This is a genomic window from Planctomycetaceae bacterium, assembly GCA_041398825.1.
In the GTDB taxonomy this organism is placed as follows: Bacteria; Planctomycetota; Planctomycetia; order Planctomycetales; family Planctomycetaceae; genus F1-80-MAGs062.
In genome coordinates this window covers 317,115-338,957 of the sequence record JAWKTX010000008.1, presented here as the reverse complement: position 1 = coordinate 338,957, position 21,843 = coordinate 317,115, and the positions used below count along the sequence as shown (strand labels likewise).

The window sequence follows — 21,843 nt, the reverse complement described above, 5'->3', positions numbered from 1 at the left end:
TTGATTCAGATGCCGGTCACGCAAAGGAATCGTGTCCCGTGGATGGAGGAGCAAACCTCCCTTTGATCGAAAACTGTGATCGTTGCGGTGCCTGCTGCATGCGAACGCCCGTTCCTCCGTTCGCACCGGGCGAAGAGGCGGCCAGAAACGTTCCCGACAGTTTACTTCAAACGATCCAGCAGCGAATTGATGCCGATCAACACTTTGATCTGATCCCATGCGTCTGGTTTGACCCGGACCTACGTCGATGTCGGAACTACGAATATCGTCCGGATGCGTGCCGGGCATTCGAAATCGGGAGCACGCTTTGCCGGTTATCACGCTGGGACGAAGGGATTGACAAGTAACTCGCTCAAACTGGTCATATCAGACCAGCAATTGCCATTCTGACTGCCGACCGATCTTGCGAAGAGACAAGAGACTTCCACAGGGAAGAACGTCTGCCCGGACGTGACGTATCGAATCGCTCGCCGACAGCTTTGTGAACCGAGATTCAGCGGAGACCTTTTCCTGAGGCGAGTCCGCAGGCGGTCCTTGCACGGTCCAGCACTTCCTGAGCTTTTGCACGCGCTCGTTTGGCTCCCGCCTGCAGAATATCTTCAACGTCAGCGGGGTTCGCTTCGAGCTTCTCGCGGCGGGCAAACGATTTGCCAAAGTACTCCATCGCAGAATCATACAGTGCCTGCTTGGCTTCGCCGTAGCCCATGCCCCCGGAACGGTATCGATTCGCCAGTTCATTCTGCTGCTGTTCACTGGCAAACAACCGGTAGAGATCGAAAACCGCACAGGTGTCAGGATCCTTGGGATCTTCCAGGGCTTTCGAATCCGTTTTGATGGACATGATTCGCTTACGGAGACGTTTGGGTGTGTCGAAAATCTGGATTGTGTTGTTATAGCTCTTCGACATTTTCTCGCCATTGACCCCGGGCACTTTGGCCGAAGCGTCAAGAACGTGTGCATCCGGCAGTTGCAGCGTTTCGCCGTACAGGCTGTTAAAACGCTGAGCCAGGTCGCGAGTGACTTCGATATGCTGAACCTGGTCTGCGCCGACCGGAACCAGATTGCTGTCGTAGATCAGGATGTCGGCGGCCATCAACACCGGATATGCAAACAGGCCGGCGTCTGCTGGAAGGCCCTTTGCTTTCTTATCCTTGTAAGCGTGACACTTTTCCAGCAGATGCATCTGAGTGATGGTCATCAACAACCATGTCAGTTCAGTTACTTCAGGGACATCCGATTGTCGGTAAAGTGTGGCCTTTTCCGGTTCAAGCCCAAGGGCAAGCAGATCCAGAGCGGCATTCTGGACATTGTCCGCCAGCTCAACGGGATTTCGAACCGTTGTCAATGCATGCAGATCGGCAATAAAGTAGAACGATTGTTCGTTACCCTGCAGAGCGATGTACTGACGGATCGCTCCAAAATAATTGCCCCAGTGAAAACGCCCCGTTGGCTGAATGCCGGAAAGAACTCTCATCGGAATACTGGCTCGTTCAATGAACTAATGTGGGATGTATGAATCAAAATATATTTTCTGCGGCAAAACCGTCGAAGACTTTTCTTCTCGACTAAGTTCTGTCAGCAATCTGGAGTGTCCCTGTGATATCTGCGACGCTCTTCGCACCCAGCTGGTTCAGGGCATCGGGCAACTGTTGAACAATCTGGCAGGCAATCCCCGGATTGTAGAAGCTTGCCGTTCCGATCTGAACGGCAGATGCGCCGGCCAGTAAGAATTCCATGACGTCGTCGATACACTGAATACCGCCAACACCAATGATCGGAATATTCACCTGTTGTGATACCTGCCAGACGATTCGTAGTGCCAGCGGTTTGATCGCCGGGCCGCTTAATCCGCCAAGCACATTCCCCAGAATGGGTTTGCGGCGTTTCCAGTCGATCGCCATTCCCTGAAAAGTATTCACAAGTGTCACAGCATCAGCACCTGCATCGGCAACGGCCTGAGCAATCGGCACAACACTTGTGACATTGGGGGTTAGTTTCGCAATGATCGGCAATCGGCAGGCTTTTCGAAACGCTCCCACAACCTCCGAAGCCAGTCTGGGGTCCGTCCCGAAATCAACGCCCCCCGAAACATTGGGGCATGAGATGTTCAATTCAACACCAGCAACCCCCTGCTGATCATTGAGCTTCTCTGCCATCGTCTGAAATTCATCCTGAGTCTTTGCGGCAACATTCACAATGATGCCGGTGCCCAGGCTTTTCAGATATGGCAGTTTTTCGATGAGAAACTGGTCGAATCCGTCATTATCCAGTCCAATGGAATTCAAAAGTCCACTGGCAGTTTCAACGGTGCGAGGCGGTGGATTGCCCGGGCGCGGTTGCGGCGTCACCGTCTTGGGGATGATGCCGCCGAGTTCTGAAAAATTGACGAATGCCGCCATTTCCTTCGCGTAGCCGAACGTACCGGAGGCGACCAGGACCGGATTCCTGAACTGAAGGCGATTCAGCGTGACAGCCAGCGATGGCGCTGCTTGTAGACTCATCGAAAATCACTGCTTTTGCGTCTGACGCGAAGAAAACGGACAATCTCAATCTTCAAATACGATCAAGCAGAGCGAAGCATAGCATGGGCAGACTGCGGGATGAAGGAGCCCGGCGGATTCAGAGAAAGCGGGAAATGAAGTGACCGATCTGCGAATTCTGCCAGAGTGTCACGGGGGATTCATCCTGGCGACTGGATTTGCCTGGTGACGCAGCGGACTGCTATGTCAGTGCCATCGCCATCCGAATAGACTCGGCGCCCCCAGGATTCCAACCCCATCGAAAGGGCTGCCGGCCATCGGGAAAAATCGGTCAGTGAACAGCCCGTGTCAATAGTTCACTGACTCCCGCAGAAACATCGCCAATCAGCTCGAAAACCGCCGTGTTCGAAAACTGCAGTGCTCGACAAGCCTCCGCAACAGTTCTTGTTGCCGTAATCTGTTCGACAGGATGAAGAAACAATGCGAAGTATTGCTGTGATGAATCAAAAGGGAGGCGTTGGCAAGACGACTTCCAGCGTAAACCTGGCAGCTTCACTGGCTCGACAGGGACGCAAGGTCTGCGTGATCGACCTCGACCCTCAGGGACACGCGTCCTTTCATTTGGGTATCGAAGCCGGCCCGGAAATGACCACTGTCTACGATGTCTTTTCGCAGCAGACGACACTCGACGACGCCCGGCAGCTGGTGGCTGAAAACCTTTCGGTCGTTCCTTCGAATATTGACCTTGCCGCCACTGAAGTTGAGCTTGCTGGCATGCAGGGACGCGAGTTCATTCTGCGCAATGCCATGCAGCACTGGAAAGAACAGAATCGCTTCGACTACGTCATCATGGACTGCCCACCATCACTGGGTGTGCTCACCATCAACGCACTGTCTGCCGTTGGTGAAGTCTTTATCCCCCTGCAACCCCACTTCTTTGCCTTGCAGGGTCTGTCAAAACTCTTCGAAACCACTGCTCTGGTACGTCGTCGATTGAATCGCGAGCTGCGAGTCACCGGTGTGATGATGTGCCTTTACGAATCCGGTACGCGTCTGGCCGCCGATGTCACGGAAGACCTGAAGCACTTCCTGAAATCCAGCGATGGTGACGCGCCCTGGGCCGCGGCACGCATTTTCCGCACTCGCATCCGCCGAAACATCAAGCTGGCGGAAGCCCCAAGCTTCGGACAGTCAATTTTCGACTACGCTCCGGCTTGTCCCGGAGCGACTGACTACGAGGGGCTGGGCAAAGAAGTGCTGGCGATGGAAGAATCTGCCAGCGACACAGCTCAGCCACCCGCATCCAGCGCAACCGCGCAGGTGTTACCGGATTCCAAAGCCGCCTGATCCTTTCACGAAGGCAATCAAGTCACGCAGGCAATCATGCGGAAGATCAACGGAACTGTCGAACTGCTGACCGCGGCGACTCGCGGAGCGGTTGCTGTCCTGCGGGTCACGGCGGAACGCCCGGATGAACTCGTCGCACTGGTCGAGCGGTCATTTCGTTGTCGATCGTCTGTTGACTTCCGCGATGCTTCACCCGGTCGAATTCTCTACGGGCAATGGGGCCACGAAGACATCGTTGTCTGCCGTTTGTCGCCGCTGACGTGTGAAGTCCATTGCCATGGAGGTCCTGCTGCTGTTGATGCCATTCAGTCCGATCTGGTGGCCAGCGGAATTACCGTTCTGGAGGAGTTGCCACTATCTACCGATCAGTTGCGAGACTGTTTTTTTTCAGCCTGCGATCAATCTTCGTTTGACGTCCTCAAGAACCTGATCGAAGCTGAGATCCAGCGGGTTCTGCGGCAGACAGAAACCCTCCGTACGGCAGGATTTGTGCTCTCGCAGGCGCACCGCGTGGCAAACGGCGAAGCACAATCAGGTTTGGCTGCCTGGTTCGAAAGAATCGCAAACGCCATTCATCGTCGAAAAGCTGATCCTCCCTCCACCAGCGATTTCAATCCATTCGAAAGTCTGAAGGAAACGTTGCGGTGGCAGTCGTTTGCTCGCCATCTGATCGTTCCTTACCGTGTGCTGGTCCTCGGCAGACCCAACGCCGGCAAGTCCAGCATGGTCAATGCCATTGTGGGGTACGATCGAACCATTGTTTCAGAACAGCCCGGAACAACGCGTGACTTAATCGACGTACGAACAGTACTTGACGGCTGGCCATTTGAGTTCGTGGATTCTGCCGGACTGCGTGAACACACGGTCGATGAAATTGAACGGACAGGAATCCGGAATGCAATTGCAGGCACAGCAACATGTGATGCAATCCTTCTGCTGCATGATGCATCCACTGGTGAGCCGCTGGAACCATCCCTCACTGCCCTGGTACAGTCTGAAGACGCTCCCGTGCCAACGGCCTTGTTGCTGACGAAGAATGACCTCCCGTCGAGTCCCCCCGCGTTCGAAACCTTCGGCTTCAAAGACGTTCTGTCCGTGTCCGCCGTTACCGGTGATGGAATTGCAAGGGTGCAGCGATGGCTTCTGCAGACACTTATTGAATCAGAGCCCGGGCCGGAACAACTTCTGCCACTGCCCGGAGCCATCTGCAATTTCTTAAATGAACTGAACCGTTCCGAATCCCATCACGGAATCTGACCCGCGAAAGCGTCATCCTGGACAACTCTGCGGCACCAGAAGATCTGGCCCCCCAAAGACTGCATTGAAAGCAAGGAAATTAAGCCGCCGAGCAATCCTGAATCAGCCGCGAGCCCTGTCACTTTCACCGGGCCGTTGTCGACGTCAGAACCACGACGCGACTTCTCTGAGTCCCGTTTCTGGTGCATCGACCGGCCAGTACTCAAGTCCGACATACCCGTCGTACGACGTCTTCTGAATGGCATCAAAGATGGCTTGATAGTTCAGTTCGCCCTTCGTCAATTCGTGCCGGCCGGGATTACCGGCTGCGTGAAAATGCCCGATGCGATGGATGTTCGAAGTGATGTTGTGGATCACATGACCTTCGCTGATCTGCTGATGATAGATGTCGAAGACGACCTTCACATATTCGCTGCCGACTTCGTCCACAATCTGAAACGCTTCGTCGCTGCGGACCAGATAATAACCGGCGTGGTCAACCAGTTCATTCAGCGGCTCAAAAACCAGAGTGATTCCGGCTCGGTGCAAAAGAGGCGCTGCCGCCTTCAGCCCATCCACCAGTGACCGATGCTGTTCATCGCGTCCGGCCTCCGGGCGAAAATCGCCGACCTGCGAAATAATGGTTTTGCACCCGATCGATTTCGCCGCATCGATCGTCTGTTCGAGCCCCTGCAGGTACTGCGCACGTTTCATTGGATCGACCAACGAGATGAAATGCGTGCAGCATGCAGAAATCTGCATGCCGTTTTGCTGCCGAATCCGATTCAGCTGTTCAAGGTCCTTATCCCACCATCCCCAGAACTCAAATGCGGGAATGCCGCAGCCACTGACTGACCGAACAGCCTGATCAATTGGTCGTCCTTCAAAAACGGCATCAACACAAACCGAAGGGCGTAACTGTCCGGACATCGATCAATCTTTCATAAGGTCAAAGTAGGCGACATTGCGTAAGCGACACAGCAGCCTCGGCTGGGAACACGGAATGGGGCAGCAGGCAATTCAGCACTCGCATTCAGCGATGACAAAGGCGTCTGAACCGCATCGGGCCGTATCACAGATATCACTCAAGCTCAAAGCCCGTTTCAGTGATTCGATAAGGCATGATTTGTTCCTCGCATGCGCTGCCGCGATGTTTTGCCACATACATCGCACGGCCCATTTGATTGCCGTTTCGAGTTTTCCCCATCAGGATAATGGTATTCGCATTGGAAAGAACGTCGCCGGATTGAATGGGGCGGCTGATGAGATCATCCAGCATGACCTCATGGCTTGTATACAGCAGCATTCCTCCAACGGATTGGTAATCGTAAGCGTGTTTTTGCACGAGTTCCTGCTGCGAACGAAAATGAACGCGAAATAAATCACGCGCCAGCCAGTCGTGCTCTTTCCGCAGCACCTGATGGTAGATGTAATCGAACAAATGAAACTGAAACGATTCAGCGTCCCGTTCGGTGGGTTCAACACCATCAATCACACATCGACGAACTCCATGGACAAAATTGCCGTAGAAAAATGCAATCGTCTGATCCAGCCGACGCATCAAATCTGCTTTGAACTCCTGCCACTCTTCAGGCTGCATATCCGTGATTGTCACCCGCCGTCCGCCACGATGAAACACGTGAAGATAGTCGGAACGAATGGCATCGCGATCCCAGACAACCGCCGGATCAATTCGGTCGGCGAGCTGACGAATCGTCATCTTCCAGTCGAACAGCCGACGGGCGTATTCCGGCTGATTCTGTGAGTCACCTCGCGTGGTTAAATCAAACAGGATGCCTCGCTCACCTTCCTGCGCAGCACCGGCATTCGCATAGCTCACCCCCAGTTGTGTTTTGCCGATGCCTGTGGCCCCCATCACGACCGTCAGCGTGCCTGGAATCAAGCCGCCCCCGAGCGCGGCGTCCAGTCGCGGAACACCGGTACTCTGCCTGCCAGTCGCTTTGGTTTCTGTCGCCATAATATCTTCGCTCTCAACCCTGTCTCGTCCCATAGTGTCACTGCAGCTGGTTGCTGCAACCCGGCGTCTTTCAACAGCCTGAGCAGTTCCCCCAGTCCGTTAGTCTGATTCTTCGGACGCCGAGTCCCTGAAAAACAGGCACCTGCAGCAAACTATTCATGCAGTTCCACAATTGCCTCGACTTCCACAGGCACGTTAAACGGTAGTGATCCCATACCGACAGCGCTGCGGGCAGCCTTGCCAGCCTCGCCAAAGACTTCCACCATGGTGTTGCTGAACCCATTCATCACTTGTGGATGATGCTGAAAATCCGGCGAGCAATTGACCATTCCGAACACTTTGACGACACGCTTCACACGGTCCAGACTGCCCAGAGAAGCCTTGATAGTGGCCAGCATTGTCAATGCCACGACTCGAGCGGCAGCAACGCCTTCTTCTTCTGTGATCTCCGAACCAACTCGACCTGAAAGCAGTTTTCCATCCGGTCCGTAAGGCACCTGTCCGGAGACGTAAGCCATCCGATCCACAACAACAACCGGCGTGTAAACTCCCCCGGGCGGTGGTGGTGCTGGAAGCGTGATGCCTAATTCTTCGAGCCGGGATTCGACACCCATGACGGAAGTCCTTCTAAAATAACCACTTACGAATAAACACCAGCAAATATTTTGGATACAAAGTCCTTTGCGCCACGCAGAATTGATGGTGGCAGCAGAATCTGTGATCCAAATTCTCCCCCCTGCGTTCAGCATCAGCACACCGATGCTGCAGGGCCAGGGGAAATCTATTCACTTTGGATTCACTTGAGAACCATGCGCCGCGGGTGGCTTCACTCAATCAAAGTTTTCGCAGCAGTTGGCTGGTTGGGAATTCGGCGGGCGGCGGGCTACACTCACGCCCGGAAATCCATGGTGCTGTTGTAGAATCTTTGGATTCGTTTTCATTCGGAAATTCTTGCGTCTGCCTCTGGCAGACTGCAGATGAGGGAGAGTAATCGATGAATGTTTCGCTGGCAGCCATTCTCGCTTCAACGGGACTTCCATTGAATTCGAGCCTGCCGCCGCATCATCCGATGCTGGCGCAGGGGCCGGGAATGGATCCCTGGGTGATTGCGATCATCGGCACATGCATCATCATGGGCATCATCGGCCTGATCTTTCTGGTGGTCTTTGCGTCGGTATTTTCGCTCTGGTTTCGGGCAATGATGTCGGGAGCCGCCATCAATCCACTGCAAATGGTGTTCATGAAACTGAAGAAGGTGAATCCCAACATCATCGTCGATTGTCGGATCATGTCTGTTCAGGCCGGCGTCACGGATATCAGCACTAACGCAATGGAGTCGCACTATCTCGCGGGAGGAAATGTACCGCTGGTTGTCAGGGCATTAATTGCCGCTCATCGCGCTAACATTGACCTCGACTGGAACACCGCGGCGGCCATCGATCTTGCAGGCCGAAATGTTCTGGAGGCTGTTCAGACCAGTGTCAACACGAAGGTCATTGATTGCCCGGATGTCAGCCGCACGGGTCGTTCCACTCTGGATGGCGTCGCGAAGGATGGGATCCAGCTCAAGGCACGTGCACGAGTGACTGTACGAACGAACCTGGGACAATTGATCGGCGGAGCCACGGAAGAGACCATCATTGCTCGCGTTGGCGAAGGCATTGTTTCTGCGATTGGGTCGTGCGCAACGCATAAGGAAGTTCTGGCGAACCCAATGCTGATCGCCCGAACTGTGCTGAACAAAGGTCTGGACTCACAAACCGCCTACGCAATCGTTTCCATTGATATCGCTGACATTGATGTCGGCGACAATGTGGGGGCGCGTTTGCAGGCGGACCAGGCCGAAGCGGATGTCCGTATCGCTCGGGCAAAAGCCGAAGAACGTCGCGCGGCAGCGGTTGCCCTGGAACAGGAAATGAAGGCCGTCACGCAGGAAAATCAGGCAGCGGTTGTGCTGGCTGAAGCCGCCATTCCTGAAGCAATTGCAAACGCCTATCGCAGTGGAAACTTAAGGTCTGCAACACACGATTCTTAGATCGAACTCTTCAACTGCCGAACGTGCCGTGGTGAAATCAAACCACGGCGCACCGGCCAGTACAATACACCGGCCAGCACGACAGGTAGAGTCAACATTCATTCAGTGGTCGCCTTTTCGGCAAGCCATGCATCGACTTGTTCTTCAAGGATATCCAGCGGCACTGCACCATTGCGCAGCACGATGTCATGAAATTCTCTGACATCAAAGTGATCTCCCAAGGTTGCTTCTGACCGTTTTCGGAGCTCAGTGAAACGAAGCTCTCCAATTTTATAGGCCAACGCCTGACCGGGCCACGCAATGTACCGGTCCACTTCGTTCTCGATGTCCAGCAGGCTTTTGGCGGTGTTGGCCGCGAAAAAATCGATCGCCTGCTGCCGTGACCATTTCAGGCTGTGCATCCCGGTATCTACAACCAGCCGTACGGCGCGCCACATTTCATAGGTCAATTGCCCGAATCGTGAATAGGGATCCTGATAGAAGCCCATTTCTTCACCGAGCTTCTCGCTGTAAAGAGCCCATCCTTCGATGAATGCCGTCTGCCCGCCATATCGCCGAAAATTGGGCATACTCTTCACTTCCATCGCCAATGCTGTTTGCAGGTGATGTCCGGGGACAGATTCATGCAGGGATAACGCTTCAATTTCAAATTTTGGCCGGGTCTCAATACGATAGAGATTCACATAGTAAGTCCCCGGACGACGACCATCGTAAGATGGAGGTTGATAGTAAGCGGTTGTCGTATCGGCAGCCATCTGAGTCGGAACGGGAACAATCTGGTATCCGGTTTGAGGCAGGTGAATGAACAGCTGTGGTAGTTGAGGGTCGATGCGATTGCAGCACTCACGATACGCGGCCAACAGTTCATCAGGCGTCGAATAGTAAAACTGCCTGTCTGTTCTCAGGTAAGTCAGAAATTCCCGGAACGAACCCTCAAATGCCACCTGCTTCTGAATGACTTCCATTTGCTTCCGAATGCGAGCGACTTCACAGAGACCGATTTCGTGAATCTGCTGCGGAGTGAGATCCGTGGTTGTATATCGCTTCGCCAGATGTCGGTACATCTCCTGGCCGTTGGGCCTCTGCCAGCATCCCGCGTGATCGTAGCTGGCCGGCAGATATTGCTGTTCGAAGAACTCCAGGAATGCCCTGTAAGACGGGATGACTCGTTCCTGAATTGCTGTGGCAGCCTGTGTGCGGAGTCGTTGTTTTTGCGCGTCTGTAAGCTCGACAACAAAACTCCGGAATGGCTTGAAAAAGAGGCTGTCCTGCGGTTGGCTGACAATCTGTTTGCGAATCTGATTCGGCACGCGTTGCATGACGACTTTCGGATGCAGCATCCCTTCGCGAATTCCCTGCCCCATCAACGCCATGGTTTGTGCCAGATACGCCGGAAACGCATTCAGCCTGGCAATCCAGTCCTCGTAGTCACGGATGGTTTCGAACTTCAAAAGGTCAGTCAGTCGATTCTGATCCTGGATGCCCCCTCGCTGGCTGAGGGGCATGAGATACAAACGATACTTCCGCTCGGCAATTTCGGTTTCATATTGCCGCTGAAATAAACGGTAGTTAAGCCGATCTAAGGCGTTCAGGCTTTCGAAATTGATGGATCGAAGTTCGGTCAGAGCTTCCGCGGACGCCCGATCAGCGGCCTGCATGGCCGGTAAAGAAACATCCGGCCATCGCGTGTTGTACCGACGATCACCGAGCTCCGAAGCATAGTCCGGGTGTTCCTTCAGGACGCGTTCCCATTCGCTTCGAAAAAGCGTTTGAAGGCGTGCGGAATTCGCATCGACCAAAGATTCCGAGGCAGAAGCTGGCGGCGAAACGAGGGTGCGATTTCCGTGCCCGCAGAGCAGAACAAGAAGGACGGTCACCAGAGATCGCATTTTGCGCAGCCTTCGAACATCCCGCCAGGTTCGTACCGTTGTCGGGTTCACACTTGAGTCATTTTTGTCGGATTGCCGACATCGTCCGTGATTTCGGATGATCCGGTGTCAGCAAACTCACCGCAAACCCCCAGGTTTTCGGAATCGGAACAACCCGGAGTTTGAAGCATCAGGACGGCCAGAATCGTTCGAACCGTTAGCTTCCGTTTCTTAGGGGTGATTGTTCCAGCCGATACGAACTGTCGGGCTCATTCAGCACTTCCAATCCGTGATTCCTGAGTGACCAACTCCTGAATATAGGGTGAATCGGTATGCGACCTTCCAGAAAACTGGCTCATGGCAGCCTTGCAGTACTGTTGCTCACGTCCGGCGCTGGCTGTGCGGGAAGCCGGCTGGCCAACATGTTTTCGATGACTCCAAAATCGGACTACAAAACGATCGAAGAGCTTGAAATGGAAGCCGAACGACAGGAGGCCGAACGACAGGCTTTACTGGCGGATGGCACTGTTGAAGAGCCGGAGCAGCCAGTGAAGGAAGGCCCTCTGTCCGGATTGCTGGCCCGAATGACAGGCAAAGGTCCCGTCGAATCGGATCCGTTCCTGGAGCTGGAAAACCAGACTGTCGATGAAAATCGGATTGCCGAAGAGAAACACCTCGCTGAGCTGGAAAAGAAGCTCGAACAGGAACGCACTGCGTTGCAGGAGTTGAAGAAGTCAAGAGTCGCGGAAGCTGACGACGCGCTGACCGATGAGTTCAACAAGCTTGTCGCAGACTCGAAAGATGCCAGCGGCGACTTCGAAGACCTCGCGGCTCAATTTGCAGCATCCGAAGCATCGGAAGCATCCGATCCCAACGCGGATTTGCCCCGGGGAGACGATTCGTTTGCGGCGTTCATCAATGAGGATGCAGAAAAAAAGTTTGGCTCGCAAATCAGGACAGACCGGGTTCAACCGGATCTGAGTGAAGATACTTTCGCCAGCATCGAAACTCAGACCCGGCAGAACGTCGAAGAAACTGAGGCATCCGCTGCATTCGGGGAAACCAGCGCCAATCCAGCAGATGCGTTGCAGGCGTTCCTGGCACGCAATGGTCACCCAGTCGATTCAGAGCCTTCGACTCGACTCGTCTCCGCATCCAAGCCATCGTCGAGCAGAGCTGGCGATGAGTTCGATGCGTTCGCTGGCCTTGTTCAGGACCGACCGGACACCGCCAAACCAGCAATGAACAGTCACGCAGGAACTCAAACGGCAGATTCGAAACACTCAGCATTCGATTCCCTGCTGGCCGACGCGACACCGCGGACGAGTGGCGATTCATCGTTCGACATGAATTCAAACATGGGTGAATCGAACATCGAATCGGATCCATTCGGGTTCGATCCATCATTCATTGAATCGCCACGAAAGCCGGTCGTTGCGGATTCGATGCAGCAAAATTCAGCCAAGGCAAACGACCTGTTTGCTTCCGTTGACCAGACTGCGGCTAAACCGCTGACGGATGCAACCGGGTTTGAATGGAAGCAGGATCCAAAGACGGAAGAAGAAACAAACTGGTGGTCCAACGGCGATTCACAACCCGCTCAGATGAATCTGAATGCCCCTTCGCGGAGTTCATTCCCGGTCCAGCAGCCATCGAACCGGTCAACGACTGCTCACTACGGAGATCTGTCTGTCCCGGGGCTGCAGCATTCAAACTCGTTCCAGTCAGCAACAGCTGCACTGCCCATCGAAACCCCGCCGTTGAAGCCAGCAACTTCCGGCCATCTGCTCAAGACACCAGCAATTCAGACGGCAAGTCTCACTCGCAGCTCAGCGACACAGGGATTTGAATCCGATCCGTTTTTTACGACCTCTCATCCGGTCGATCTGGCTGACGCAACGGATGTTGTCGCCGCACAGGCTCCAGAGGTCATTCGAACCGGCGGATTGTTCGCGAGAATGACGGCACGATCGTGGGGACTTGCTGCAGGCGGAATAATCGTGCTGTTCCTCCTCTTCGCACCCGGCCGGAAAAAGCCGACTCAGTCGCAAGTCTGACACTGGTTCCCTACCTGGTTGCCCTGTTTCCTGGACGGTTTTGCCAGCGTGTTGAATTCAGCGAACTAAGGTTCCTGATGATGCCATGCGGGAAGGGCCGCACAACAGCAATTGTTTTCAGGGGAAACGAAAGTGACACAGGATCCTTGGAGTCGGCCGACCATCGACGAATTGCGAATTGTTCTGGAAAGCATTGGTAAGACCAACGTTTCAAATGTTCGCACGAACGAACGACTGGAACTGTCCGTTCCCGCTGAAATCCGCACGTCCCGCGGCAATACAATTTCTGCTATGACGCGGGAAATCAGTCGGACCGGTATTGGTCTGCTCCACCGCGGGTCACTCACACCCGGAGACGTTGTCGTCCGCATGGCCAGCGAAACTCGTGAATTTCAGTACAACGTTCGTATCGAATGGTGCAACCCCTGCGACAACGGGATGTTCATGAGCGGCGGGTCCTTCCTCACCAACTCCGACGGTGCAGATTCCTGAGTTTCCTGCAGACTTCGTGAGATTGCGGAACGACCAGCTTCCGGAAAGCAGCGGGCCGAGTTGCTGACTCGAGTGAATTCCATTTCACAACCCCTCGCCGATTTCGCTGGCTGGTCGGACTTCCGCGTCTGACAGATTTGCGGTTTCCTGCCGGCCGTCTGATCAAAAGATCGGACCGGGAACCCAGGGACAGAATTCTTCATCGCCAATTCCCTGGACTTCACTGAGCGTCGGCTGGCCACTAGCCGTGGCGATAATCGTTTCGAAGATCTCACGACCAACATCTTCGAGTCGGCGACCTTCCAGAATGGAACCGGCGTTGATGTCCATGTCGTCACGCATTCGATTGAACATTGGGGTGTTGGTGGCCACCTTGATAGTGGGCGCGGGCTTGCAACCGAAGCAACTGCCTCGGCCGGTGGTGAATACAACAACCTGAGCACCACCTGCAACCATCCCCGTGACAGATGCCGGATCGAAACCGGGCGTATCCATCAGCACAAATCCACGCTCAACAACGGTTTCTGCATACTTGTAGACGGCCCGCAATGGAGTCGTACCCGCCTTGGCCACAGCTCCCAGCGACTTTTCGAAAATGGTGGTCAGTCCTCCATTCTTGTTTCCAACGGAAGGATTGTTGTCGATGGCTGCACCATGCCGCCGTGCATATTCTTCCCACCAGTGAATTCGTTCCAGCAACTGGTCAGCAACAACACGCGAAATACTTCTTCGCGTCAGCAGATGCTCGGCACCGTAAACTTCCGGAATCTCTGAAAGAATTGCGGTACCACCGTGGCCGACTAACAGGTCACTGGCGTAACCAAGAGCCGGATTGGCCGTGATTCCGCTGGCACCATCGCTGCCACCACATTCCAGACCCACCTTTAATTCCGAGATCGGGATCTCCACGCGATGAACCTTGTTGGCTTCGGGCAGCAGTTCTCTCAGCAGACCAACAGCGCGATCGACAGTCCGGCGCACACCGCCCTCCTCCTGAATATTCAGAACCAGAGGATTGCCGTCCGGTGCTGAACCACTGCTGCGGCTGCCCGACCCAAGTTGCACCAGACCGTACTGCGACTGAAGATGCCCTGCCTGCGCTGTTTCGCAACCAAGCCCCAGAATCAGATTCGCAGAAAAGTTCGGATGTGTTGCGAAGCCTGCAAGAGTCCGATTGAACTGGCGGTGGTCTTCGCCATCAAAAGCAAACGCACATCCTCCTTTGTGGACAAGAGGAACGACGCCGTCGACGTTTGGAAAATCCGAAAGATCAGTTCGCGCCAATTCCTGAGCCACGTACCGGGCCGTCGTGGCCGAACAATTGACAGTGCTCAGCAGAGCAATGTAGTTTCTTGTTCCGATGCCCCCATCCCTGCGGCGATAACCCATGAAGGTCCGTTGCTCTGTGGGCACTGGCGGCGACGTAATCTCGGTACAGAATTCGTACGATTGCTGACCGCGCGACGCCTTCACATTATGAACATGAACCCACCGCCCCACGGCGACAGACTCGGATGCCTGCCCGATTGGCTGTCCATATTTCAGAATCGCTTCACCCTGCGCGATGGCCCGAATGGCAACCTTATGACCGGCAGGGATGGCATCCTCCAGAACGACGCTGCCGCCGTCGTATTCTGCGTGGTCACCTTTTGCCATAGCGACTCGAGCGACGGCCACATTGTCTGACGGATGAAGTCGCAACAGTTTTTGAAGCTGATTCAACGATATTGTCCAGCGAAGAAATTAAGCGAAACGAAGCAGGGACGCGGAGTATGTCGGTCTGATCATTCAGATGGAAGGAAACCGTGTCGTCATGAATCATCTTGTTTGAAATTGCCCTTTCCGCGACCGGAACCCGGGGCAACAAAGAATTGTGATCAACACGGACAGCAGACTTCCACGAACCTGAATCGAAAGCTGCGTGTCAAACTGGAACGCCCGCAAGCCGTGGGGCATTGCATGACATGGCTTGGTATCACTCGCCTTTCAACACCGTCTTTCCATCACCAGTACCTGCATCAGGAAAGATCGGGGCAAGCGCAGGAAATTCAGCACGAACGCGAAAAACAGATCACGACATTACGGAAGTCACCCGGCTGGATGAGGGCCCTGTCTTGAAAACAGGTGGCGGGTTCACCCGCTTGTGAGTTCGAGTCTCACGGCTTCCGCTCAGCAGTTTTCTGATTCGATCCATCATGATTCAGAGAACGCCGAGCGCCATATTGGTGCATGAACACATTGGCGACATCCGGGTGCCGGTGTGTTCTGTTTTGCAGGAATTTGCGTAAGATGATGTCGTGGAAAGTGACTGCTTCAGACACGACGACATCCCGGAATTAGCATCATGCCCGATCACTTGTGGACCGTTCCGGATGCGGGCACGACTCGCATCAATATTCGAAAACGGCCAGCTATGTACGTCGGCGATGTGCAGCAACCGGGACTACTGCATCTGATCAGTGAAGTCGTTTCCAACAGTCTGGATCAGGTGCTACAGGGATTCGCAACATTCATTGATGTCGAATTGCAACCGGACGGACGCAGCCTGACCGTCCGCGATGATGGTGCAGGATTGCCGTTCGAAATGCCTGGTCCGGAGGGATACGAGTCGCTGGCATCCAGTTATCTGACCAGTCTTCATCACAGCGCTTCGGTAGATGGTCATGCGCCACATGTTCATCTGCATCGCCTGCGTGGAGTTGGAGTGGTTGCTGCCAATGTCCTGGCACGAAACTTTGTGTGTCAATCCTGGCGGTCAGGACAGCTTTGGCAGCAGACGTTTCTTGCCGGGGACTCGCAGGGACCTCCCCGTGTGATCGAAACCGGATCGGGGCGCGGAACTGAGATTCGATTGGAGCCCGACCCGGATATCTTCAACGACACACGAATTGATCCGACCCGTCTCGGGGAGATGCTGGAAGAGGCCTGCTTCCTTTATCCGGGCATTCGAATTTCCCTGAACAAACAGCTGTTCCACGCGCCAGGAGGTCTTGCAGATCTTGCACGGCGTCTGTTAGAGACATCGACGGTAAATGATCGCTGGGGCGACCGGCCAGCATTTTCTATGCAGGAATCGTTTGATGACATGATGATTCACGCGGCTGCAGTTGGGTACGCCGAAAACAGCACACACTGCTGTTCCTGGGTGAACTATCAGAAAACTCCCGCCGGAGGAACTCACCAGACGGCCTTTACTCACGCCCTGCGCACTGCAGGCTGGAAGCCGCAAATCCTGTTGATACACACCATCATGCGTGACGCCAGATTTGCCGGTCCCACTCGGCAAATGCTGGATATGCCCGGGCTTCAGCACACAATTGCCGAACGAATCCAGCCCTTGCTTTCAGACTACTGTCGACAGAAATCCCTGCGGGCAGACTAGCGGAATTTCCCGATTTGTTGTGTTCATCGTGTCACGTGATTCATTTCCACGGAGGAAACGTTGGAGACTCTCGCAGCAGCCCGCTGGACGAAGAGGTTCTGGCGGATACGATGCATCGGTCGGAGGCGACGACAGTTCTTTTCCCAACGAATTCAAAACAGAACGGATGCGGATCATGGATTCAGCCCGGCACAGTCATACAAACAAGATCAGCCACAACAGAGCCGTTCTCCGGCATCAGATGAGCTGCCTGGCCTTTCTGATCGTTTCGATGATCATGGGTTGCAACGATAGTCCAACAACCGAATCGACCAGCACTGAAGTCACGAAGGTCCCCTTAGCGCCACGGTCGGTGCACTCGGTTGAACTGAGTGTCGATGGGGAAGTCACCGTCGACAGTGTTCCCATGGAAAAGATTCTGCCAGGCGGAGGCGCAGATTCTGCTCGCCTGCTGCCCGACATACAGCAACTCATTCCCGGTGATGCCGCACCTCCTTTGACGATTTCCAAATGGGCCAAAGGCGATGCCATTCCTGATTTTGAACCCGGTAAGGTTTACGTGGTCGAATTCTGGGCAACATGGTGCGGCCCATGTCGTCAGGGCATGCCACACGTGAGTCAGCTTCAGGATCAGTACGGAGACCAGGTGAGCTTCGTTGGGGTTACCGACGAAGACCTGGAAACCGTTCAGGAGTTCCTGGAGCAGAAATCTCCTGACGGACGGACGTGGAATGATGTGATCACTTATCGGATCGCACTGGACGACCTGAAGCAGACAAATGCAACCTATATGGTGGCAGCTGGACAGGGCGGAATTCCAACCGCATTTATTGTTGGGCAGACTGGCGTTATTGAATGGATCGGACATCCGGCACGAATGGATGATGTTCTGCAACAGGTTGTTGAACGCAAGTGGGATGTGCAATCTGTTCGAAATGACTTTCTGCAAACCCAGGCCGAAGATGCGGCTCTGATGCCACTGATGCCCGTGCTGCGTAACGCGATGTCATCCGGAGAAACTTCGGAAGCCGTAAACAGTCTGAACAAGATCCTCGAGTCAATTCCTGACAGCGACAATATCCGCATGCTGAAACTGCAGATTCTGCTGTGTGGTAAAGATCAAATCGCTGTTTCAGAATACGCCACGGAGTTGATGCAGCATTTCAACGATGACGCCGACATGCTGAATCAGGTTGCGTGGCTGATGGCGACTCTGGAAGACGGCCGGACAACCGATCTGAATATTGCTCTGGCGGCTGCAAAACGTGCATCCGAACTGACACAGAACAACGATGCATCCATCATCGAAACGCTGGCCAGAGTCTATGCGGAGCAGAAGAACTGGCCTGAAGCCGTGAAGTGGCAGAAGAAAGCCGTTGAACTCGCACCGGACCAGGCCGATTATCAACAGTCCCTTGTTCAGTACGAGGCGGAAGTCGCAAAGGCGACTGGCGGCCAGTAGCATCGAGTACGCCAATCGTTTCTCGCCCTGAAAGCCGTCCCTTCGTCACAATTTCCGGAGCCCTTCGTGATGAATCATCGATCGTCCAGCCACATTTCACGTCGCAACTGGCTGACTACTGCTGTCGCGGCCATGGCAACCACAGCTGCAGGCCAACAGGGGCTCTCTTCAGCCGCCGCCGCCATTTCTGGCACAACGCAATCCCCGGACGAACACATCCCCATCATTGATACCCATCAGCATTTGTGGGACCTGAAACAACTCAGGACACCGTGGCTGGAATCTGCACCAGAAGAATTGCGACAACGATTTCATAACGAAGAATACGCCACTGCTACGGCCGGACTCCCCATTGATCAATGCGTCTATATGGAGATTGACGTCCACCCGGATGATCAGCAGAAAGAAGCCGACCTGCTGCTGGCGCAAATCGCGAACGGCAGGACTCCAACCAAAGCAGCCATCATCTCAGGACGTCCGGATTCGGAGGGGTTCGCCAGTTTCATCAGGCAATTCGCGGACAAGCCGGCCATCAAGGGAGTGCGGCAGGTGTTGCACCCCGGCACAACGCCCCGCGGATTGTGTTTGCACGAACAGTTCATCCGGTCGATGCATTTACTCGGCGAAATGGGGTTGAGTTACGATTTGTGCATGCGCCCGGCAGAAATCGGAGATGCTGTCAAACTGGCTCAGAAGTGCCCGGAGACACAGTTCGTGCTGGATCATTGTGGCAATGCCAGGCCCGAGGCCTTTCAGAAATCCAAAGATCAGAGTCCGGCAGGCCCATCGGGCCATTCGGCGGATCAATGGAAACGCGATATCGATGATCTGGCAAAGTGCGTTAATCTCAGCTGCAAAATTTCGGGTGTCATCGCATCTGTGAAACAGGGGCAGGACAAGGTAGAGCTCCTGAGTCCCATCATCAACCATTGTCTGGACGCATTCGGGCCAGACCGCGTGGTCTTCGGCGGCGACTGGCCCGTTTGCCGACTGGGCGGAACATTTGCCGAATGGGTCTCGACACTGCGAACAATCACCATGCAGCGATCTGTCGCAGACAAGAACAAACTCTGGCACCAGAACGCACGGCGAATCTATCGATTATCCGATGCTGCATGATTCTATCTCTTACTGAACATGTGATATGAAATCTGCTTTCGACCGACTGATGGTCTGGACCGTGGACCATCGCGCGATTACCGCTGCAGCAGTGCTGGTCATCTCTGGTATCGCAATCGTTGGCTACATCAACCCTCGACTGGTGCGTGACTTATTCGTCAGTTCCCCGGACGTTGCAGAGACAGTTTCCACTGACAATGCAACCGCTGCAGCTGAACCGCGCCCATTACCCAAAGTTGACCCGGTCAGCCTGTCGGATTCTGACGCCGTGATTGTGGTGCAGTCATCGCAGTTCTTCACGCCGGAGGGTGCGAAGGCAATGCGGCACGTGGTCGAATCGCTGGAGGAACTGGACTACGTTCGATCCATTCTCTGGATGGATCGTGTTCCGATTCTGAACATCTTCGGACTGAATGAACCCCTGTTTCCCCGCTCTGAAGCATCAGTCGAACGATTTGCCGCCGCGCAGAAGAAGGCGATGCAGCATCCGCTTGTCGGTGGGCAGCTTCTTTCCGCCGATGGCACAACCATGCTGCTGTTGGTGACCTTCGACTGGGATTTCGTACGCAGCGATGAGCAGTGCACGATCGAGCTGCGACAAGCGGCGGAAAGGGCGGCGGCTGATTTTCCTGAGGTGAAAGCAAAGTTTCAGGTCACGGGACGAACCCCGGCATTCATCGCAGCCATGCAGTCCCACCATGACAATCAGCTGAAGTATCAGATTATTGGCTACGGCGTGATTGGCCTGATGGCTGTCATCCTGTTCCGCGGTTTTCGGGCCGTGTTGATCGTATCGCTCGCGCCCATCGCAGGTGTGTTCTGGACACTGGGCTTTATTCGATACTTCGATTTGCAGGACAATCCCTTCAACGATGTCATACTCCCGGTGCTTGTCAGTCTGGTAGGCCTGACCGATGGTGTGCACCTGATGGTTCAGATTCGCAAGCTGCGAGCCTCCGGACTCAGCGAACGGCAGGCCGCTCGCACCGCACTGCATCAGGTGGGCATGGCCTGTATGCTCACATCGCTCACCACAGCGATTGGACTGGGATCTCTGGTGCTGGCGCACCATTCATGGGTGCAGGATTTCGGAATCTGCAGTGTGGTTGGTGTGCTTCTGGGATTCATCGCGGTGGTCACCATCATCCCGCTGGTTTGCTCCACGTGGATTGGTCGCAACATTCACGTTGGGCACGACAAAAGCCTGATCGACAAGAACCTCACCCGAATTGGCGAACTTGTGGAATGGGTTCTGAAACACCCTCGCCCGGTCAGTCTGGCTGGAATCGCCGCAACGGTGCTGCTGATCGCTGTCTCCCTGACGCTGCGGCCGGATGAACGCCGTGCAAATTCTCTGCCTGAACGAAGTGAAGCCTACCAGGCTCTCAGCCATATGGACAACGTGCTGGGAGGGCTTGAGTTCGCTCAGGTGGATGTAACCTGGAACGAACAGATCCAGCAGGATGATCCCGAGATTCTGCGCGTGCTGATCGAAGTAGATGACCTGCTGCATTCCGAACCCATGATTGGGTTCCCACTTTCAATTCGCAATCTCGTGGATGCGCTTCCAGGCGAAGGACCGCCGGAAGATCGCATGTCAATGATCGATTTGCTTCCGCCACCGTTGAAACGTGCCTTCTTCATCCCCGAAACACAGTACGCAAAAGTCACGTTCCGGGTGCAGGACGTGGGCATTGCCAAGTTTGGCCCTGTCTTCTCCAGGATCGAAGACGGCTTGAAGAATATCGCAGCGCTGCATCCGAATTTCACCATTAAACTGGAAGGCAACGCCATCTGGCGATGGAAAAATCTGTACCAGATTGTGGTGGATCTGGCCGCCAGCCTGGGCACAGCATCCATCATCATTCTGTTCGTACTCGCGCTGGCCTACCGATCACTTCGCATCGGTCTGATTTCCATCGTGCCAAATATGTTTCCGCTGGCTGTTGCGGGAACATGGCTTGTCCTTGCCGGCTACAACCTGGAAATGGTCAGCGTCTGTGCATTCACAGTCTGCCTTGGCATCGCCGTTGACGACACAATCCACTTCCTGACGCGTTTCGAAGAAGAACGTCGGCTCGCGCCCGACCTGGACACTGCCATTCGCAAAGCATTCACCGGTGTCGGAGTCGCACTGGTGATGACAACGACGGTACTCGTCGCCGGATTTTCAACCGTAGCCTTCAGCGATTCACGCGATCATCACATCTTTGCAACGATGGGTGGACTGACAATCGCCGCCGCGCTGTTCGGCGATCTGATCATCCTGCCTGCCATGCTGTCCTGCTTCGCGCCGAGGAAAGCCGTCGACCAGACTCCGACTGAACAGAATTGATGACTCACCCGAACAAGCGCACATTCAAATCGAAGTCCGCTGTGAAGCATCC

Annotated in this window: 17 protein-coding genes and 1 tRNA gene; 11 read left to right on the top strand and 7 right to left on the bottom strand. The window is 54.6% G+C overall.

The window, feature by feature from the left end:
* Positions 1–38 precede the first annotated feature (38 nt).
* A complete protein-coding gene (locus R3C20_16220) occupies positions 39–347 on the top strand; it encodes a YkgJ family cysteine cluster protein (protein MEZ6042049.1) in 309 nt (102 codons plus the stop codon).
* Positions 348–493: 146 nt separating this feature from the next.
* Here the strand turns inward: R3C20_16220 and trpS are convergent, their stop codons facing one another.
* Both trpS and R3C20_16210 read right to left on the bottom strand, forming a co-directional pair.
* A complete protein-coding gene (gene trpS, locus R3C20_16215; GenBank protein ID MEZ6042048.1) occupies positions 494–1,474 on the bottom strand; it encodes a tryptophan--tRNA ligase in 981 nt (326 codons plus the stop codon).
* A 91-nt stretch (positions 1,475–1,565) separates the two neighbouring features.
* Positions 1,566–2,501: a dihydroorotate dehydrogenase gene (locus R3C20_16210; GenBank protein ID MEZ6042047.1), complete on the bottom strand. Its 936-nt coding sequence runs from the start codon at positions 2,499–2,501 to the stop codon at positions 1,566–1,568.
* Positions 2,502–2,960: 459 nt separating this feature from the next.
* Between R3C20_16210 and R3C20_16205 the strand changes: the two genes are divergently transcribed.
* Positions 2,961–3,827, top strand: a complete 867-nt coding sequence (locus R3C20_16205) for an AAA family ATPase (GenBank protein MEZ6042046.1) — start codon at positions 2,961–2,963, stop codon at positions 3,825–3,827.
* 36 nt (positions 3,828–3,863) lie between these two features.
* Positions 3,864–5,084, top strand: coding sequence for a GTPase (locus tag R3C20_16200; protein MEZ6042045.1), 1,221 nt, complete (start codon positions 3,864–3,866; stop codon positions 5,082–5,084).
* A gap of 144 nt (positions 5,085–5,228) precedes the next feature.
* On the opposite strand, the gene R3C20_16195 is transcribed toward R3C20_16200, so the two are convergent.
* The 3 genes from R3C20_16195 to R3C20_16185 all read right to left on the bottom strand — a co-directional run bounded on the left by R3C20_16195 (position 5,229) and on the right by R3C20_16185 (position 7,655).
* A complete protein-coding gene (locus R3C20_16195) occupies positions 5,229–5,993 on the bottom strand; it encodes a TIM barrel protein (GenBank protein ID MEZ6042044.1) in 765 nt (254 codons plus the stop codon).
* Between the two features lie 151 nt (positions 5,994–6,144).
* On the bottom strand, positions 6,145–7,074 hold the full coding sequence (locus R3C20_16190; protein ID MEZ6042043.1) for an ATPase domain-containing protein: 930 nt from the start codon (positions 7,072–7,074) through the stop codon (positions 6,145–6,147).
* 119 nt (positions 7,075–7,193) lie between these two features.
* The gene (locus R3C20_16185) at positions 7,194–7,655 is read right to left on the bottom strand and encodes a RidA family protein (protein ID MEZ6042042.1); all 462 of its coding nucleotides are present in this window, start codon (positions 7,653–7,655) and stop codon (positions 7,194–7,196) included.
* Positions 7,656–8,131: 476 nt separating this feature from the next.
* Between R3C20_16185 and floA the strand changes: the two genes are divergently transcribed.
* Positions 8,132–9,076 (top strand): flotillin-like protein FloA, encoded by a 945-nt coding sequence (floA, locus tag R3C20_16180; GenBank protein ID MEZ6042041.1) that lies wholly within the window; start codon positions 8,132–8,134, stop codon positions 9,074–9,076.
* A gap of 98 nt (positions 9,077–9,174) precedes the next feature.
* Here floA and R3C20_16175 read toward each other — a convergent pair whose 3' ends face one another.
* A complete protein-coding gene (locus tag R3C20_16175) occupies positions 9,175–10,965 on the bottom strand; it encodes a DUF885 domain-containing protein (protein ID MEZ6042040.1) in 1,791 nt (596 codons plus the stop codon).
* A gap of 311 nt (positions 10,966–11,276) precedes the next feature.
* On the opposite strand from R3C20_16175, the gene R3C20_16170 reads away from it, so the two are divergent.
* On the top strand, positions 11,277–13,001 hold the full coding sequence (locus R3C20_16170; protein MEZ6042039.1) for a hypothetical protein: 1,725 nt from the start codon (positions 11,277–11,279) through the stop codon (positions 12,999–13,001).
* 132 nt (positions 13,002–13,133) lie between these two features.
* The gene (locus tag R3C20_16165) at positions 13,134–13,493 is read left to right on the top strand and encodes a PilZ domain-containing protein (protein ID MEZ6042038.1); all 360 of its coding nucleotides are present in this window, start codon (positions 13,134–13,136) and stop codon (positions 13,491–13,493) included.
* Between the two features lie 162 nt (positions 13,494–13,655).
* On the opposite strand, the gene R3C20_16160 is transcribed toward R3C20_16165, so the two are convergent.
* Positions 13,656–15,215, bottom strand: a complete 1,560-nt coding sequence (locus R3C20_16160; protein ID MEZ6042037.1) for an altronate dehydratase family protein — start codon at positions 15,213–15,215, stop codon at positions 13,656–13,658.
* Between the two features lie 361 nt (positions 15,216–15,576).
* On the opposite strand from R3C20_16160, the gene R3C20_16155 reads away from it, so the two are divergent.
* From R3C20_16155 to R3C20_16135, 5 genes are all read left to right on the top strand, one after another.
* Positions 15,577–15,661: transfer RNA gene (locus R3C20_16155), tRNA-Ser, on the top strand.
* A 176-nt stretch (positions 15,662–15,837) separates the two neighbouring features.
* Complete coding sequence (locus tag R3C20_16150) at positions 15,838–16,875, top strand: ATP-binding protein (protein MEZ6042036.1); 1,038 nt, start codon at positions 15,838–15,840, stop codon at positions 16,873–16,875.
* A 175-nt stretch (positions 16,876–17,050) separates the two neighbouring features.
* Positions 17,051–18,337: a redoxin domain-containing protein gene (locus tag R3C20_16145; GenBank protein MEZ6042035.1), complete on the top strand. Its 1,287-nt coding sequence runs from the start codon at positions 17,051–17,053 to the stop codon at positions 18,335–18,337.
* A gap of 69 nt (positions 18,338–18,406) precedes the next feature.
* Positions 18,407–19,456, top strand: coding sequence for an amidohydrolase family protein (locus R3C20_16140; protein MEZ6042034.1), 1,050 nt, complete (start codon positions 18,407–18,409; stop codon positions 19,454–19,456).
* 25 nt (positions 19,457–19,481) lie between these two features.
* Positions 19,482–21,791: an efflux RND transporter permease subunit gene (locus R3C20_16135; GenBank protein ID MEZ6042033.1), complete on the top strand. Its 2,310-nt coding sequence runs from the start codon at positions 19,482–19,484 to the stop codon at positions 21,789–21,791.
* Positions 21,792–21,843: the final 52 nt, after the last annotated feature.

Coding starts and splice junctions, on each gene's coding strand:
- trpS (MEZ6042048.1), bottom strand. CDS start 1,474: ATGAGAGTTCTTTCCGGCATTCAGCCAACGGGGCGTTTTCACTGGGGC.
- R3C20_16210 (MEZ6042047.1), bottom strand. CDS start 2,501: ATGAGTCTACAAGCAGCGCCATCGCTGGCTGTCACGCTGAATCGCCTT.
- R3C20_16205 (MEZ6042046.1), top strand. CDS start 2,961: ATGCGAAGTATTGCTGTGATGAATCAAAAGGGAGGCGTTGGCAAGACG.
- R3C20_16200 (MEZ6042045.1), top strand. CDS start 3,864: ATGCGGAAGATCAACGGAACTGTCGAACTGCTGACCGCGGCGACTCGC.
- R3C20_16195 (MEZ6042044.1), bottom strand. CDS start 5,993: ATGTCCGGACAGTTACGCCCTTCGGTTTGTGTTGATGCCGTTTTTGAA.
- R3C20_16190 (MEZ6042043.1), bottom strand. CDS start 7,074: ATGGGACGAGACAGGGTTGAGAGCGAAGATATTATGGCGACAGAAACC.
- R3C20_16185 (MEZ6042042.1), bottom strand. CDS start 7,655: ATGGGTGTCGAATCCCGGCTCGAAGAATTAGGCATCACGCTTCCAGCA.
- floA (MEZ6042041.1), top strand. CDS start 8,132: ATGGATCCCTGGGTGATTGCGATCATCGGCACATGCATCATCATGGGC.
- R3C20_16175 (MEZ6042040.1), bottom strand. CDS start 10,965: ATGCGATCTCTGGTGACCGTCCTTCTTGTTCTGCTCTGCGGGCACGGA.
- R3C20_16170 (MEZ6042039.1), top strand. CDS start 11,277: ATGCGACCTTCCAGAAAACTGGCTCATGGCAGCCTTGCAGTACTGTTG.
- R3C20_16150 (MEZ6042036.1), top strand. CDS start 15,838: ATGCCCGATCACTTGTGGACCGTTCCGGATGCGGGCACGACTCGCATC.
- R3C20_16145 (MEZ6042035.1), top strand. CDS start 17,051: ATGGATTCAGCCCGGCACAGTCATACAAACAAGATCAGCCACAACAGA.
- R3C20_16140 (MEZ6042034.1), top strand. CDS start 18,407: ATGAATCATCGATCGTCCAGCCACATTTCACGTCGCAACTGGCTGACT.
- R3C20_16135 (MEZ6042033.1), top strand. CDS start 19,482: ATGAAATCTGCTTTCGACCGACTGATGGTCTGGACCGTGGACCATCGC.